This is a genomic window from Arthrobacter sp. zg-Y1171 (assembly GCF_025244845.1).
In the GTDB taxonomy this organism is placed as follows: Bacteria; Actinomycetota; Actinomycetes; order Actinomycetales; family Micrococcaceae; genus Arthrobacter_B.
The window spans coordinates 962,587-978,133 of sequence record NZ_CP104264.1; the positions used below are offsets into that span (position 1 = coordinate 962,587).

Below are 15,547 nucleotides of genomic sequence, written 5' to 3' on the forward strand. Positions count from 1 at the left end.
CGTAAAAAGATGCTGACTCGGTCCATAAATACTTAATCCAGGGGGAGTACGTGGGTAAAATACCTGTTTTTCTTTTGAGTGAAACAAGCTATGCCAAAAATGTCTCAGTAATGTCGTCCGGAGCGCTCGGTGCGTCCTGTCGAACATTCCTTCAGGGCATCGCGGGATCGGGCCGAGCGGCTGCGATTGCCCCGTCTTGCCGCGTATTTTCCGGTACCTCCTTCCTTAATGATGGAGTTCAGCGCGAAAAAGGAGGCGGGCATCAAAACTTCGGGATTTGGTGCGAGCGGGCAGCCGGGGGATATGCTCCGGAGCGGTTTATGCGGCCTGCAGTCCTTGATTCACCCGTTTATTGGCATTGTGCGGGGCCGGGGCTGAAATCTGGACGCCGGATGGTGCAGAATGCATTCCTGTCATTCGGTTTTAGCGCTATTCGCGGAATTCCCGAAACGGACGGATACTGCCGGGACGGGCAGCAGCGAAACGCGGGGTCCGCCTCTCCCGCTGACCAGGGGAGCGGCAAGTGAAGGCGAGGGAGCAGGGTGCTTCCGGTGGACTGCTCACCTCCGTCCCAAAGACCGCTGCCGTACCAACCGTGGGCTCTGCTGCTCAAGAGAACCGGCGGCGGGACCGTTCGGGTCCGGCCCCGGCCGTCCTGCAGATCGGCGGGCTCGCGGGCACGGCAGCCGGTGGCGTATGGGTAGTGGCCCAGATGCAAAGTGATGCCCTGGCCGGACTGGGAGTGAAAGTCGACCTGGTCGGTGGCTGGTTGGGCGTTCCGCCGGCTACGCACGTCGGCGCAGCTGCGCCGCAGGCTCCGTCCCTCCCGGCGGAGCAGGGGCAGCCAGCGGTGGTACCCCGCCTCTTCCGGATGCGTCGGCCCGCACCGGGAGCCGGACTGCGGGCTCCGGTCAGTCTGGCACTGCCGCGCTACGTACTCAGAGCCGCAGCAGGGGCCGGTGTCGCGCACGTGCACCTCTGCCGGGATTTCGTGACCTGCGCTTCGGTGTTCCTGCTTGGCCGGGCCAAGGTGCCGGTGGTGGCCCAGGCGCACGGGATGCTCCAGCCGTCGCGGCGCCCCCTGTTGCGGGCTTTCGACCTGCTGATCACCCGCCGCATCCTGCGGATCCCGACTCTCTGGCTGACCCTCACCGAGGACGAGGAACGGGGGCTGGCTCAATTGGGAGTGGATCCCGCCCGTTTCCACCGTGTCGTGAATGCGACGGCGGAACCGCGGCAAAGGTGGTCGGACCCGGACAAGGCCGTGTTCCTGTTCGCGGCCAGGCTGGCACCGCGCAAACAGCCCGGGGTCTTCGTGCAGGCTGCCATACAGGCCCTGGACGCGGGACTGGACGCCCGGTTCGTCATTGTCGGACCTGATCAGGGCGAAGCAGCGAAGGTGCGCGCCTTGATTGCTGCTTCCCGGCACGCGGACCGTTTCGAGTTCGTCGGAGAGCTGCCGGCGGCCGGCGTCCAGGCGCGGATGGCGGCGTGCACGGCCTACGTCCTGCCCGCGCTGTCCGAGCCATACCCCATGACGGTGCTTGAGGCGGCTGCGCTGGGCACACCGCTGATCCTCACTGTGCAGTGCGGGCTGGCTCCCTTAATGGCCCGGAAGGACGCCGCCGTCGTGGTGGAACCTGATGTTTCCACCGTTCGGGACGCGATGCTTGAGCTGGCCCGAAACCCCGCTGCCCGTGTGCGGATAGGTGGCAACGCGCGGCGAATTCACCGGGATAACTGGTCCACCCGCGCACTGGCCGAAGACCTGCTCACAACCTATCGCGGCGTAGCCGGGTCGGATGGAAGGCAGCTATGACAACCCTGTTGCCCGCCGGTACCGAGATCGAGAAGCGCTCGAGCGCCCGGTCCGCCGCCGCCATGGTGGCGTTCCTCGCCTTTGGCGTGGTGCTCCCACTGCTGGTCCGCGGCGCCAGCGCCGTTTTTTACACCGACACGGATTTCCTGATCCGCTACGCTGTCGTGCTCTACGCCGCTGTGAAACTTTCCCTCGTGCTTAGCCAACGGGCCATCCGCCCCGTCTCCGGTGTGTTCTGGATCTTCGTCTATACCTGTATGGGGGTGGCACCGCTCGCGCAGTTGACCACTGGGCGGTCCACAGCCCTCGCGATCCAAGTGGACGACCAGATGCTGACGGGGGCCAGCCTGCTTACCCTTCTGGGATGCGTCTGTTTCGACATCGCATACCACTCACGGCTGCGCCGGCCGCAGGCAGATAAGCCCCGGATGCGTGTGCACAGGCTGCGCGGCATAAGGGTCCTGCGCATGTTTTCCATTGGTGCGCTGGCTGCGGGACTGATTTATATCGTCCAGGTGGGAGGTATGGCCGTCTTTTTCCTCAGCAGGCAGGAGGCCGGCGCGGCACTTGATGCGATCAACCCGGACAGCGGCCAGGCCTTGCGGGCGATCATCTCCGGCGCAGGGTCGGTGGCCAACCTCTGCGCGCTTATCTTCTACATTCACGTGGTCCGTACCCGGGAGCATGCGCTGGTAATCCTGGACGTCATCCTCATGGTGGCGCTGGTGCTGATGAACGTCGTCGTGAACAACCCGATCTCCAATTCACGCTACTGGGTCCTGGCTGTACTGTTCGGGCTGGTCCTCCCGCTGATCCGGGGACGCAAGGCGCTGTTCAACCTTGCCATCCTGGGCGGAACACTTGCCTCGATCTTCGTTTTCCCGCTGTCGGACATCACCCGCCGGGCCGCCGGTACGCAGGCTCCGCTGCAGGTCGATTCGGTGTGGACCATGATCGCCACGAAGGATTACGACCAGTTCACCATGCTGGCCAACACCCTCGGCTATACCGCTGACCACGGACTGTCCTGGGGTATGCAGGCGCTGGGGCCGCTGCTTTTCTGGGTGCCGCGGGTGGGCTGGCCGGATAAGCCGTACGACACCGGTGTTGAGGTTGGCATCTGGATGAACAACTCAAATCTCAACCTGTCGGCGCCGCTATGGGCGGAGGCCTGGATCAACTTCGGACTGCTCGGCGTGGTGCTGGCCTTCGCCGGCCTCGGCGTCTTGGCCCGCCGCCTGGACACGGCGTACCGGGCAGACGTTTTGGGAATGGGATCCGTCGGGTATCTGGGTATCTCGATCTTTGCGGGCTACCTCTTCATCCTGATGCGCGGATCGCTGCTTCAGTCCATGGGCCGGCTGATGATCCTGGCGGTTTCCATCCTCATCCTGACCACCGTGGCCAACGGCCGCGAAAGGAGCACACCATGAGCGGGCCCCTGCCCCTGCCCCAGGCACCGGACCGCCCGGGATTCCGTGCCTCCTTTGACCAGCTGAGACAGGCGCAGAAAACCCGCAAGGGCGCCCCGTTGTATCTGCTCTACGTGAACCGGCCGGCCGGCCGCGCCGTCGCAGCGGCCCTTCGGGGAACCCGGATCGCCCCCAATCATGTGACCTGGGCCGGAGCGGTCCTGACCTACGGGTCGTTGGTCTGGCTGGCGCTCTGGGCGCAGCCCGAGCCGGCGGCAGCACTGGCGGGCGTGCTGCTCGCTGCCGGGTATGTCCTTGATTCCGCGGACGGGCAGCTGGCCCGGCTGCAGGGCAGCAGCACGGCCTACGGGGAGTGGCTGGACCACCTGCTGGACAACGGCCGGATAACGGTAATGCATGTGGCTGCTTTCTGCTTTCTCGCGCGGACAACGGATTACGACGTCGTGCTGCTGGCTCTCGCCTGCGGTGTTTTCCTGCTGGCCAGCTCTGTGATTTTCTTCGGGGGAATGCTCTTCGACCAGCTGGCCAGGAACGCCCGGACGGATCGCGGCCCGGGTCACGGGCCCGATGGGTGTTCCGGACAGGTCGCCGGCGCGAATCCGAATGCCGACCGGCGCCTGTTCGTCCGTTCCGTGGTGATGCTCCCCGCGGATTATGGAATTACCTGCCTGGCTTTCCTGGCGCTGCCCGCGCCTTCGGTCTTCCTCACCGTTTACCTCATCCTGGCCGCCGCACACGTTGTGCTCGGTGCCGCGTTCGTACGGCACTGGCGGTCCAAGCTCCTCCGGCTGCGCTGATGGGAGCAATGCGCCGCTTTGCCACCTTCGCCGACCAGGGTGTCTCGAGTGTGTCCAATTTCGTGGCCGTTGCCGTGGCGGCGAACGTGGCAGGCACCGGCGAGTTCGGCCAGTTTTCGCTCGCGTATGCCGGGTTGCTGCTGTTCCTCGGAGCGCAGCGCGCATTCGTGGGTGAAACTCTGCTGGTGCGCTACTCGCGCACCGGTGCCCTCAACGCACAGGTCATCGCCGCCAGCCTGGGCGGATCGGTACTCGTGGCCGTACCGGCGGCGCTGTTCCTGCTGGGAGTTGCTGCCCTCGCAGAAGGGCAGGACGCACTCCTGTGGATGGTCATGGCGCTGGCAGCACCGTTTATCCTGCTGCAGGACAGCCTTCGGTACCTCTTCATCTGTCAGGGACTGCCGGCACGGGCGCTGGCCATAGACGGGCTCTGGGCAGGCCTGTCCATTCCTGCCATGCTGCTGGCGGCGAACGCTGGCTGGTCCCTGGCTCCGGTGCTCTTATGGTGGATCGCGGGGGCGTTCGCAGCGTTGGTCGTTGGCCTGATACTTGTCCGAAGTGTGCCGGCTGTGATGGCCGGAGCACGCTGGCTGCGGCTGAACCGGGACTGTGCATTCCGTTATCTCGCAGAGTTCGCTGCCCTCAACGCCTCGAGCTTCGCGGTGCTGTATCTGCTGGTCTTTCCATTGGGGGCCGCCGGTGTCGGGGCACTGCGTGCGGCGCAGTTGCTGTTTTCGCCGCTGAACACGGTTTTCGGTGCAGTGAAGACGGCGATCATTCCGGAACTGGTGCGCTCGCGGGGGACGGCAGTGTTCCGGCGGCGGCTGCTGGAAGCCTCGGCGGTGGTGTGTGGACTCGCTGTGGCCTGGGGTGCTGCCGTACTGCTTCTGCCCGATGCTGCCGGGGAATTCGTATTGGGCGATACCTGGTCCAACGCCACGGAGCTGCGCTGGCCGTATGCCATGCACTACCTGGCCATGGTCCCTTACACGGTCATGCTGGCCTATTTCCGGGCCTCCGAGGCCAACCGGCTTTCCACCCTTATGCGTGCAGTCCTTGCCGGCCTAACCCTGGTACTGCCGCTCTGTTTCGCCCTGACGGGATCCGTGGTGGCCGCAGCGTGGGGCTTTGCAGGTGCCGTCGCCCTGGCCTCGGCCTGCGGCTTGCTCAGTCTGGCCGTCAGGCGCCGCAGCGGAGCTGAGGCAGCGATGACGCAGGAGGTCTCCAGCCGGTAGACGCGGGAGCCGCTGTCCGAACAGCCGGGCTGCACGGGCAGAAGGTACCGGTGCCCCATCAGGGGAGGAATGCAGGCAAAGGCCCGGCACCTGACCAGGGTGATCAGGTGCCGGGCCTTTGCCTGCCGCATGACACAGTGCGGTCCGTCGGGTCCGCAGGGGGACTGGGAATCAGCTCTTTACAGGGTGCTTCCGGCGGGCGCTGCGGCCCTCACCGCCGTGCACGATGGCAGCCTCAGCTTCGGCGATCGGCGACGACGGCTGGCCGCTCTGCTCCCCGTCCAGCGGGGACGCCGGAACGGCTCCGTAGCCGGCGAGGTACGCCGAGTTCGCATCCGGGCCCTTCCGCGGTATGCGGTTCAGGACGACCCCGATGACATTGGCTTTCACCAGGTTCAGCTGTTCAACTGCCTTGGACAGATTGTGCTGGCTGACCTTTGTCGCACCGACCACCAGCAGCAGGCTGTCCGTGTACCGGGTCAGAATAGTGGCGTCGGCGACCGGCAACACCGGCGGGGCATCAAAGATCACGACGTCGTATGCCTCCTCCATTTCCCCGATCAGCTTCTGCATGGTGGATGAACCCAGCAGTTCCGTGGGGTTTGGCGGCAACGGACCCGAGGTCAGGACGGACAAGCCGCCGTTGCCCCAGTGCTGCGCCGCATCGGAGAGGTTGGTACGCCCGATCAATACCGTGGTCAGTCCCACGGTTTGCTCCAAACCGGTGGCAGCGGCCACCGAAGGGAGGCGCAGGTCAGCGTCGACCAGCAGGACGCTGCGGCCGCTTTGCGCGATGCTCAGCGCCAGGTTCAGGGCTACTGTGCTTTTGCCTTCTCCGGCCTGGGACGACGTGACTACTACGGATTGCATCTCATGTCCGACGGCGGCGAACTCCAAGTTGGTCCGCAGCTGGCGGAACGCATCGCTGCCCGAGCCGCCGAGCACGAACGGTGCGGAGGAGACCCCGGGGGTCGCCGATTCAGTGATACCGCCCAGCAGCGCCAGCGAGGTGGACCTGCGCAGATCTGCTTCCGTCCGGACATGCCGGTCCAGGACGTTCCTCAGGATGGCTACCACCAGCCCGGCGGCCAGGCCGTAAAGCAGGCCGAGCAGCAGATTCAGGGAAGTCTTGGGGCTGGACGGGCTGGCCGGTGCCTGCGCAGTGTCCACTGAGGACAGCCGGACCGGCGAGGGCAGTCCGTTGGTGGGACGCTCCAGGTCTGCCACGGACACAATCAGGCTTGAGACAACGCCGTTGGCAATTTCCGCGGCACGCTCAGGAGAGGAGTCGACGGCTTCGATCTCAATGATCACCGTGTTGCGGGAGGTCGAGGCTTTGACGTTCTTCGCCAGCTCCGGCGCGGTGGTGTCGAGGCCGAGCTTTTCAATCACCGGGTCCAGGACCTGCGGCTTCCTGACCAGGTCGACGTAGGACTGCACCCGGGCCAGCGCGAAAACACTGCCCTGCTGTAGTTCGGCCGATGACTCCACGTTTTGGGTCGAGACAAAAATACTGCTGTTTGCGGTGTAATCCTTCGGCATGATGACAGACACCACGCCGGCCGTGATCAGGCCAATAAGAGCGAATGAAACAATAAGCATCCAATTTCGTCGCAGGACGAGAATCTGTTCGCGCATATCCATTGGTTACCCCTTCCCTTGGATAAGATGGCTGGTTGGTTGCGGTGCTTGGTGGATCCGGCGCCTCATGAGCGGAACCAGGAGTGGCACTGGCTGGAATCCACCCGTGCGGCATCTGCCCCGATAGTGACCGGTGCGGAGCCGTCGTAGTTTCCGATCAGCGCGCCGGACCCGGTATAGATCGAGATGCTGCATCCGTCGATGCCTGTGTAGGCACGGTAGGTGCCGGGAGCGATGGAGGGTTCTTCTGCGTGGGGTGCGGGCTCGCCCACAATGAAAACCCCGTCCGGGAATCCGAGTGCGGATGCCTCGAGCTCCGGCAGCAGGTCCGCGCACAGAGCATTGATCGCGTCGGCCATCTCGGTCGAGGGATTCGTAATCAGCTCGCTGACCACGGCCTCGGGATCGGATGCCTTTGCGCTCAACAGAACGTCGCATCGTTCCTGGCCGACCTGCAGTACGGCGTTAGGATCAACGCCCTCGGGCACCTTGCCCTCGAGGAAGACCTTCTCGGCGTCGTTGAAGGTGGGCTCCGGTGCCGGCTGCGGGGACTGGTCGCCGGTGGGCTGTTCCTCCGCGTCAGGAGCGCCGGACGGGGATTCGGCGGCGGTGCTGCCGCCGCCGGACGGGGAAGGGGGTGCGGAGGGGATGGAGCTGGCCGTAGCCTTCGGGTTTCCCTGCCCGGGATCGGAGGAACTGCAGGCTGTGGCCGTCCCCAGCAACGGAACCAACAGCCCGGCGGCGAGCAGACGTGCCGCCACGGGTTGTTTACTGAGACCTGTTTTCATGCGATGCGCTTTCTCTTCAAGGCGGAACGTGTGCCCCGCCGGCCGGATGTCAGGGGGCGAAGACGAGGGTCAGGACCGGACGGCGGGTGGATGATGCTTCTCTGGTGTAGAACCACGCGTTGTCCGTGCCGGTACTGGTGATGCCCAGGTTCACCGGTCCGGCCAACAGCGCGGAGACGGCCTCCGGATCAAGGTTGATGGTGTAGGCACTGTTCACTGCGGTAGGTGCGATGCTGCCCAGCAGGGTCGAAGCCAGAGCCGGCCTGGTGTTCCAACTGGTAGCCGCCTCCGACCAGCTGCCGGTAACGGAGTGGATTGTGTGCTGGTCCACCGATCCCGCGATGGACTCGGTCGTGGTGTAGAGCCGGAGGGTGGCCGATTGCAGGCGCATCCCGTCCGGCACTTCGGTGCCGGGCAGGAACCGCAGATACGAGGTGTAGCCAAGGTTGCCGCGGGAGGCCATGGTGACGGGGGAGCCGAACGCCGAGTTCGGTGCTGCTTGATTAACGTAGGTGTCCTCCGACGGCGTCAACGTCAGCGTGACCGGCTGCACGGGGACTTCGGCGGTGGGAACTGTTGCGGAGGCCGGCGCCGAAGCCGGTCCGCTGTTCTCCGCGGCGTCAACTGCCACGATCCGGTAATGGTAGGTCCCTGGTGCCAGTTCCCTGTCCTCGTAGGACAGTGCCGTTCCGGGCACCGTGGCCCGCAGGGTTCCTGCGGACGGAGTGAAATCCTCCACGGTGGACCGATGGACCCGGTACCCGGTGACTCCAACATTGTCGGTGGCAGCGGTCCAGCCCAGATTCACGGTGGTTCCCGAGAGGGAGGCAGTTGCACCTCCCACCGCCGACGGCGGCGTGCTGTCCGGAGCCGGGGCGCCTCCGCCGGCGGCTGTGTAGTGCGCCTGCACCGTGGCCTGGCTCAGGGCCGTGGGGTAGACGGCGAATTCATCAACGCTGCCCTTGAAATACCGGCTGCGGGGCATCTGCGGCCACGTCGAGCCCAGCTGGTCTCCGCCGATCCGCCAGGATCCGGCGACCGATTCGTTGGTGGTCACCTCGTTCGCGCCCACCTGCACGCCGTCGACATAGAGAACCATGCCGTTGGGCCCCTGGGTGGCGACCACATGATGCCAGGCGTCGTCGTTGTAGGTAGCGGGCGAGACGAGCGTCTGTGCACTGCCGTTCCAGACCCCGAAGATCAGGTTGCCGGCGTTGTTCATGTAGACGTGCCGGTCGTAGCTGCTGCTGAGGCCGGGGGAAGTATTGTTTCGGCGCGGCTGTCCGTTGCCGAAGCCGAAGATTTTTCCGCCCGTGGTGGTGTCGGTCCGGAACCAGGCCTCTGCACTGAACACCTTGGGCGGGGTGACCCGCTGCGGGCCGTAGACGAAATCGTCCACACCGTCGAAGCTGGTGGCCCGGTTGGCGTCGCCGGCAAGTGCGCCGGCGGCTGAGCCCATGACGGGAGAGCCGTAGGGCAGACCCATCCGGTCGCCTGCGGAATCCGGCGCGGCGGCAAAGGAGTCGCCGAGGCGCCAGTAGGTTTCCGCGCCGTCCGCGCGGACCCTGGAGGAGTAGGCCTGCGCCGTGGTGGCCGTGGTGATCTGTACCTGGGCCGAGAGCGGTCCCGCGTGTCCGTCGGGATCGTTGGCGCGGACCCGGTAGGAGTAGCTGACCCCGGGTGTCGCGGTGGTGTCCGTGAATGAGGCCTGCGGCAGGTTCCACCAGAGAGAGGACGCCGCTACGGTGCGCAACGGGGTGGAGGATCCGTTGCGGTAGATGCTGTAGGTCAGCTCCGAGTCGTCGGGGTCTGTTGCCGTCTGCCAGCGGATGGTGTTCTGCCCGACGGCGCGGGACTCGACGCTGACGAACCGGGGTGTGCCGGGGCCGGCGGTGCCAGGACCGGGGCCGAACCGGGTCAGGCTTTGCTGGGCCTTGCCGTTGGTGGTGGTGAACTCCCCGCCGACCCACAGCACGTCGTTTGATCCGGTGGTGGTGTGTGCAAGGGTCCGCGGACCGATGCCTTCACCCTGCCCGTCATTGGTCAGGGGGTTCCACTGCATCATGGGGGAGGGGTTGTCCACGTCCTGGGCACTGAGGTGGATCCGGCTTCCATCGGTGAATGAACCCATGCTGCCGCAGTCGTGGGAGTGATGCGCGGCGTAGAGGCTGTGCTGGTAGATGGACACGGCCTGCGTGGCACCGAGGCAGGTGTCCCTCCAGACCTGGTCATACGTGCCCAGATCGAGGCGGGCCCGTCCGTCGAAGACACCACCACCGGTTCCTTCGTTGCCGATGTAGAAGCTGGTGGCATCGGAGGTGATGGATTTCACTACTGACGTTCTCGGAATGAAGAAGTTCGGATATGTCCTGATGTTGCTGCCCGAGACCGGGTCCAGGACTGCCAGGGACTTGGAGTCGGTGCCGTTCATGGTCGTGAAGTCTCCGCCGGCGATGACCACGTTCTTGGCGGGCGGGACGTGCAGGGCCCGGATGGGCAGGTCCGCCGACGGGGCCCAGGGCAGCAGTGCTCCGGTCGGAGTGACGGCGGCGAGGCGCTCACGGGGGGTGTTGCGGACGGTGCGGAAGTCCCCGCCGAAATACACGGTGTCGCTGGTGGCGTCGATGGCGCGGACGGTGGCGGAAACGCCGCCGGGATTGAAGCTGGTTTTGACGGTGCAGCCGGGCAGGTTGATCGCGGCGATGCTTGAGGCATTGACGCCGTTGACGGAGCTGAAGCTGCCGCCGATGTAGAGGGTTCGCCCGTCAGGGGAAACATCCATGGCGCGGACGGTGCCGCTGCCGCCGGTGACCGAGAGGTTGCAGTTGGTCGGGTTCCCTGTGTAGGCGTCGAAAGCGGCGAAGTTCACGGCGCTGCGTGTTCCGGTGCCGCCGGCGGTGGTGCCGGGCGGGCGGATGGCGGTGAAGGTGCCGCCGGCGTAGACGATGCCGTTGGACTGTGCCAATGCCCAGACGATGCCGTTGGTCTGCCAGGTGGGCAGGTCGGTGGCAGAAAAAGCGACGCCGGGGCTAATGGCAGACGCCGGCGTTGCTGTCCCTGCCAACGTGGTTGCTGCCAGGGCCGCAACCGCCAATAGAGCTGCTAATGATTTACGCACGCCACGCCTCGTTTACATGGGGTCGGGACGATTTGCCCGAGACTGTGAGCATCGTAGCCATGCGGAAGAGGCCGTTTGCACGGTGTCCATTACCCGACTTGTGCCCGACGTTACGCGGCATCCGCGCACCGGTACCCGTGTTTGCAGTGAGGTTACTCGAAGCCGAAAAATGCCCTTTACCGCCGGTTCCCGGGACTGGAAGATAAGCCGGAAAGTCACTGTCGCAGCTGGGGGTCCATAGGTCATGCCTGTAAAAGTCGGTTACGCCTCGGGCGTCTACGATCTCTTCCATATCGGCCATTTGAACCTGCTGCGTGAGGCCCGGGACCGGTGTGATTTCCTTATCGCCGGCGTCGCTTCGGCGGAAATGTCCCAGCGGCTTAAAGGCACCACCCCGGTGGTTCCGCTGGCCGAGCGGCTGGAGATCGTGCGCAGTATCCGGTTCGTGGACGCCGTGGTGGTGGATGAACACGTGAATAAGGCCGAGACGTGGCGCGAAGTCGGATTCAACGTTTTCTTCAAAGGCGACGACTGGCGGGGCACACCGAAGGGCGTACGTCTGGAACGGGATATGAAGCTGATCGGTGTCGAAGTCGTCTACCTGCCGTATACGGCAACCACCTCTTCTACGATGCTGCGCCGCGCGCTGAGCGCAATCACCGGTTTACCCGGCGACTCTGCCCTGAACGCATGAAACACCGCGGCACTCCCGGCCTGGGCGCCCCGGCGCCCTCCGGGCCGAGCCGCCGCAGCGTATTGGCCTTGGGAACCATCGGCCTGGCCTTGGCCGGATGCATGCCCAAGGACGTGGATCCGGACGCCGGTGCCTCCGAAGAGACCCCCGCGGCAGCCCAGGTGCACACGGTGCGCTCACTCTTCGATTCGCATCCCTTCCAAGTGGCCCACCGCGGATCCTGGGACAACTGGCCCGAACACACAATGACTGCCTACCGGGAAGCGGCCCGTGCCGGGGCTCCGGCCCTGGAAGTTTCGGTGTGCTCGACGGCGGACGGCACCCTGGTCTGTCATCACGACATCGATACCGGAAGAACCACCGGGCAGAACCTGGTCATTGGCGATACGACCTGGAAAGACCTGTCGCGGCTGCGCGTCGACGCCCGGCCGTGGCTGGGCCCGCACATGCCGGTGGAACCGATTCCCCGGCTGCAGGAGGTCCTGGACGCGTTCGCCGGCACGCATGTGATCTTCCTCGAGGACAAGCAGGGCACCAACACCAAAGCCCTCCTGGACTTGATGGACACCTATCCGGATTCGCGCCGGCACATCATCTGGAAGCAGTCCGCAGTTGCAAAGCAGATTCGTGCGGTGACCGAGCGGGGATACGACAGCTGGGGCTACTTCACCGAGGAACAGATGTCCTTGCTGCCGGATAACTCTGAGCGGTTCACGTTCCTGGGAATCAACACCCTCGCCACGGACGCGGAGATCACCGCCGCGGTGGCAACGGGGAAGCCGGTGATCTGCTGGGAGGTCCACTCCCGGGCGGAGCGGGACCGGCTGATCGGGCTTGGAGTCGCGGGGCTCATGAGTGCCAACGTTCCCTATCTGTCGGTCCGGACCTCGCCGGAGACCGCCGATCGCTTCGGGGATGGTCTCCGGGCAGCCGGGGACCTCCCCTGGACAGTGAAACAAGGGTGGGACGTGCAGCCGCAATTGGACGCGGACGAAGGGGTGCTTCGGCTCCACGCCCCGGTGAACAGCAGCTACCGGATGGGGTCCATGGGGCCGGTGGAGCAGGACGTGTACAGCATTGAGTTCGAGATGCGCTGGCCGGGACAGCTTCCCGGCGTCGAAGGGCACGCCGGCCTGGCGTTCGGGCAGGATAACGACCTGCCCTACCGGGTGCTGATACCGAGCGAGGTGGGCGGCTACCACCTCGTGTTCCGGCCGAACGGGGAAATGGCACTGCTGCTGCGCCATTCAGGCGAACCAAACGGCCTGCGGCTCGCCGTCCTGGAGACCGAGCCGGCCAAATCCGGCGAATGGCTCTCGTTTAGAGTCGAGATAGCCCCCGACAGCCTGCGCTTCTCCCGCCGGGACAGCTCCGGATGGGCAGGCATGGCTGTCGAACGCAGCTACCGCGGCGGTTACTTCAGCCTCACCCGCAACTATGCCGGGGATTTCCCGGTGGAGTTCCGCAATGTGGCAATCACCTGATCGGCAGTTCCGGCCGCACACCCCGCCGCGCACCCCGCCGCAGCAACGCGGCCATCCCGATCCCGGCCAGCGCGCCGGCGCAGTTGAACAGGACGTCCCTCGCGTTGCCCACCCGCTCGGGCAGGAACAGCTCCTGGGCCAGTTCGCCGGTTCCGGACAGCACGGTGCAGATCAACAAAGCGATCCACCACCGCTGCGGTGCCATAAGGCGGGCCGCCATGAAACCAAGCGGCACGAAGAGCGCCACGTTTGCGGAGGCCTCGAGGACGGCGTAGCTCAACCCGGGCAGGCCCAGCTCCTCGAGCCGCTGCAGGGCCCTCAGCAGCCTCCCGTACAACGGGCGGTCGACCGGTGTAGGCCACAGGACCACCGCAAGAATGCCGGCTGCAAGCACCACGGCGGCAGCAGCTTTGGCTGCCCGGCGGATCCGGTAGCTCGGAGGGCGCTCGGTGGATTTCCTGCGCATGTTCCTTCCCGGCTGTCCAAACGTCTTTGGCTGGAAAGCTACCGGTTGGGAGGCGGAACCTTAACGCGGGCCCATACCCGGTTTTGTGCTGGCCTTACCTACTCCTGCGGCGGCACCGTCCGGCGCATCGCCGTCGTACGGCCCGGTGCCCAAGGGCTGCCGCTGGGTTTGTAGTATTTCGCCCAGGGACGAACGGAACTTAGGCCAGACTCAGATGCATTGCCCCCTGCTGCGTGGGACGATTAGGGAAGATTTGTCTTGCGTAATGCAGGACGCCGCCAGCAGAGGAGTAACGAACGTGCCTGTGGTGACTACCCCCGCAACGTTGCGCCCGGCAACCGGGCCCATGGACAACGCCGAAGTGCTGCGCATCCGCAACGACTTCCCGATCCTCGACCAGGAGGTCAACGGGCACCGGCTGGTCTACCTTGACTCGGGTGCCACCTCCCAGAACCCGCTGAGTGTCATCGAAGCCGAGCAGGAGTTCTACGAGCAGCGCAATTCCGCGGTCCACCGCGGCGCCCACACCCTTGCCGTCGCCGCCACCGACGTCTACGAGCAGGCCCGCGAAACGGTGGCGGCCTTCATTAACGCCCGTCCCAATGAGCTGGTGTGGACCTCCAACGCCACCGAAGGCCTGAACCTGCTGGCCTACTCCTTCTCCAACGCTTCCCTGGGCCGAGGGGGAGAAGCTGCAGCCCGGTTCGCGTTGAAACCCGGGGACGAAATAGTCGTCACCGAAATGGAGCACCACGCCAACCTGATCCCGTGGCAGGAGCTTGCGGCCCGCACCGGCGCAACTCTGCGCTACATTCCGGTGGACGACGACGGCGCGCTGCGGCTCGAGGAGGCCGAGCTCATCATCGGGCCGCGCACCAGGATCCTGGCGTTCAGCCATGCCTCCAACGTGCTCGGCACCATCAACCCGGTGGAGACCCTGGTGGCCATGGCACACCGCCATGGCGCCCTGGTGGTGCTGGATGCATGCCAGTCCGTGCCGCACCTGCCGGTGGACGTGAAGGCGCTCGACGTCGACTTCCTGGTCTTCTCCGGGCACAAGATGCTCGGGCCCACGGGCATCGGCGCCCTCTACGGCAAGGCCGAGCTGCTGGATGCCATGCCGGTGTTCCTCACCGGCGGGTCCATGATCACCACGGTGACGATGGAAAAGGCCGCGTACCTGCCCGCACCCCAGCGTTTCGAGGCCGGAACGCAGCGGATCTCGCAGGCTATGGCCCTGGGTACGGCAGCGAACTACCTCACCGAGACCGGGATGGACCGCATCCACGCCTGGGAAACCACGCTCGGCCAGCGCCTGGTGCAGGGGCTGGCGGCCATCGACGGGATCCGCGTGCTGGGGCCGAAAGCCGGTGTGGAACGGATCGGCCTGGCGGCGTTCGACGTCGACGGCGTCCACTCCCACGACGTAGGCCAGTTCCTGGATGACCAGGGGATTGCCGTGCGGGTGGGCCACCACTGCGCCCAGCCGCTGCACCGCCGGCTGGGGCTGGTTTCCACCACCCGTGCCAGTACGTACCTCTACAACACCACGGACGACGTTGACGCGTTCCTAGCCGCAGTGGCCGGCGTCCGTCCGTTCTTTGGAGTGAAGTAAATGAGTTCGGACCTGCAGCAGCTCTACCAGCAGATCATCCTGGAACACGCCAAGCGGCGGCGCGGCGACGGCTTGGCAGCGGCCCCGGACGGGCTGGCTTCGGGGGAGTCCCACCAGTTGAACCCCACCTGCGGCGATGAGATCACCCTGCGGGCCGCCGTCGACGGTTCCACCGTGCACGGCATCAGCTGGGAAGGACAGGGTTGCTCCATCTCCATGGCGTCCGCTTCTGTGCTGACGGAACTCGCGGCCGGCCTGGAGCGGGACGAAGTCCTCTCGCTGGTGGACGAGTTCCGTACGCTGATGCGTTCGCGGGGCAGCATTGAACCGGATGAGGAAGTGCTCGGCGACGCCGCGGCCTTTGCAGGCGTGGCCCGCTACCCGGCGCGGGTCAAGTGCGCCATGCTCGCCTGGGTTGCCTTGGAAGAAGCGCTGCTGGCGGCAAACTGAGGCGTCC

The 15,547-nt window shown here is 65.5% G+C and carries 12 protein-coding genes; 8 read left to right on the top strand and 4 right to left on the bottom strand.

The annotated features are described in order from the left end of the window. The first annotated feature begins 523 nt into the window (after nt 1-523). From N2L00_RS04535 to N2L00_RS04550, 4 genes are read left to right on the top strand one after another with little or no spacing between them, the layout of a single operon-like run. Complete coding sequence (locus N2L00_RS04535) at nt 524-1,819, top strand: glycosyltransferase (protein ID WP_255863440.1); 1,296 nt, start codon at nt 524-526, stop codon at nt 1,817-1,819. Further along, entirely contained in the window at nt 1,816-3,252 is a 1,437-nt protein-coding gene (locus tag N2L00_RS04540) for an O-antigen polymerase (protein ID WP_255767033.1), read from the top strand. The genes N2L00_RS04535 and N2L00_RS04540 overlap by 4 nt, the downstream gene beginning before the upstream one ends. After that, complete coding sequence (locus tag N2L00_RS04545) at nt 3,249-4,049, top strand: CDP-alcohol phosphatidyltransferase family protein (protein WP_255767034.1); 801 nt, start codon at nt 3,249-3,251, stop codon at nt 4,047-4,049. Before N2L00_RS04540 ends, N2L00_RS04545 begins: the two co-directional genes overlap by 4 nt. Continuing rightward, entirely contained in the window at nt 4,049-5,284 is a 1,236-nt protein-coding gene (locus N2L00_RS04550) for a hypothetical protein (protein ID WP_255767035.1), read from the top strand. The genes N2L00_RS04545 and N2L00_RS04550 overlap by 1 nt, the downstream gene beginning before the upstream one ends. Before the next feature lie 171 nt (nt 5,285-5,455). On the opposite strand, the gene N2L00_RS04555 is transcribed toward N2L00_RS04550, so the two are convergent. The 3 genes from N2L00_RS04555 to N2L00_RS16145 form a co-directional block, all read right to left on the bottom strand. Continuing rightward, complete coding sequence (locus N2L00_RS04555; protein ID WP_255767036.1) at nt 5,456-6,922, bottom strand: polysaccharide biosynthesis tyrosine autokinase; 1,467 nt, start codon at nt 6,920-6,922, stop codon at nt 5,456-5,458. Between the two features lie 68 nt (nt 6,923-6,990). Next, entirely contained in the window at nt 6,991-7,713 is a 723-nt protein-coding gene (locus N2L00_RS04560; RefSeq protein WP_255767037.1) for a hypothetical protein, read from the bottom strand. Between the two features lie 49 nt (nt 7,714-7,762). Next, the gene (locus tag N2L00_RS16145) at nt 7,763-10,807 is read right to left on the bottom strand and encodes a LamG-like jellyroll fold domain-containing protein (RefSeq protein ID WP_304661232.1); all 3,045 of its coding nucleotides are present in this window, start codon (nt 10,805-10,807) and stop codon (nt 7,763-7,765) included. 268 nt (nt 10,808-11,075) lie between these two features. Between N2L00_RS16145 and N2L00_RS04570 the strand changes: the two genes are divergently transcribed. Both N2L00_RS04570 and N2L00_RS04575 read left to right on the top strand, forming a co-directional pair. Then, complete coding sequence (locus N2L00_RS04570; RefSeq protein WP_227924308.1) at nt 11,076-11,525, top strand: adenylyltransferase/cytidyltransferase family protein; 450 nt, start codon at nt 11,076-11,078, stop codon at nt 11,523-11,525. Then, entirely contained in the window at nt 11,522-13,009 is a 1,488-nt protein-coding gene (locus tag N2L00_RS04575; RefSeq protein WP_255767038.1) for a glycerophosphodiester phosphodiesterase family protein, read from the top strand. The genes N2L00_RS04570 and N2L00_RS04575 overlap by 4 nt, the downstream gene beginning before the upstream one ends. Here the strand turns inward: N2L00_RS04575 and N2L00_RS04580 are convergent. After that, nucleotides 13,002-13,475, bottom strand: a complete 474-nt coding sequence (locus N2L00_RS04580) for a VanZ family protein (RefSeq protein ID WP_255767039.1) — start codon at nt 13,473-13,475, stop codon at nt 13,002-13,004. The genes N2L00_RS04575 and N2L00_RS04580 overlap by 8 nt on opposite strands. A 298-nt stretch (nt 13,476-13,773) precedes the next feature. Between N2L00_RS04580 and N2L00_RS04585 the strand changes: the two genes are divergently transcribed. Next, nucleotides 13,774-15,090 (top strand): cysteine desulfurase, encoded by a 1,317-nt coding sequence (locus N2L00_RS04585; RefSeq protein ID WP_308219744.1) that lies wholly within the window; start codon nt 13,774-13,776, stop codon nt 15,088-15,090. Further along, on the top strand, nt 15,091-15,540 hold the full coding sequence (sufU, locus tag N2L00_RS04590; protein ID WP_255767040.1) for a Fe-S cluster assembly sulfur transfer protein SufU: 450 nt from the start codon (nt 15,091-15,093) through the stop codon (nt 15,538-15,540). Nucleotides 15,541-15,547 lie beyond the last annotated feature (7 nt).

Excerpts from the sequence above, each read along its gene's own strand:
- N2L00_RS04540 (WP_255767033.1), top strand. The coding sequence starts at position 1,816 with ATGACAACCCTGTTGCCCGCCGGTACCGAGATCGAGAAGCGCTCGAGC.
- N2L00_RS04545 (WP_255767034.1), top strand. The coding sequence starts at position 3,249 with ATGAGCGGGCCCCTGCCCCTGCCCCAGGCACCGGACCGCCCGGGATTC.
- N2L00_RS04550 (WP_255767035.1), top strand. The coding sequence starts at position 4,049 with ATGGGAGCAATGCGCCGCTTTGCCACCTTCGCCGACCAGGGTGTCTCG.
- N2L00_RS04555 (WP_255767036.1), bottom strand. The coding sequence starts at position 6,922 with ATGCGCGAACAGATTCTCGTCCTGCGACGAAATTGGATGCTTATTGTT.
- N2L00_RS04560 (WP_255767037.1), bottom strand. The coding sequence starts at position 7,713 with ATGAAAACAGGTCTCAGTAAACAACCCGTGGCGGCACGTCTGCTCGCC.
- N2L00_RS04570 (WP_227924308.1), top strand. The coding sequence starts at position 11,076 with ATGCCTGTAAAAGTCGGTTACGCCTCGGGCGTCTACGATCTCTTCCAT.
- N2L00_RS04575 (WP_255767038.1), top strand. The coding sequence starts at position 11,522 with ATGAAACACCGCGGCACTCCCGGCCTGGGCGCCCCGGCGCCCTCCGGG.
- N2L00_RS04580 (WP_255767039.1), bottom strand. The coding sequence starts at position 13,475 with ATGCGCAGGAAATCCACCGAGCGCCCTCCGAGCTACCGGATCCGCCGG.
- sufU (WP_255767040.1), top strand. The coding sequence starts at position 15,091 with ATGAGTTCGGACCTGCAGCAGCTCTACCAGCAGATCATCCTGGAACAC.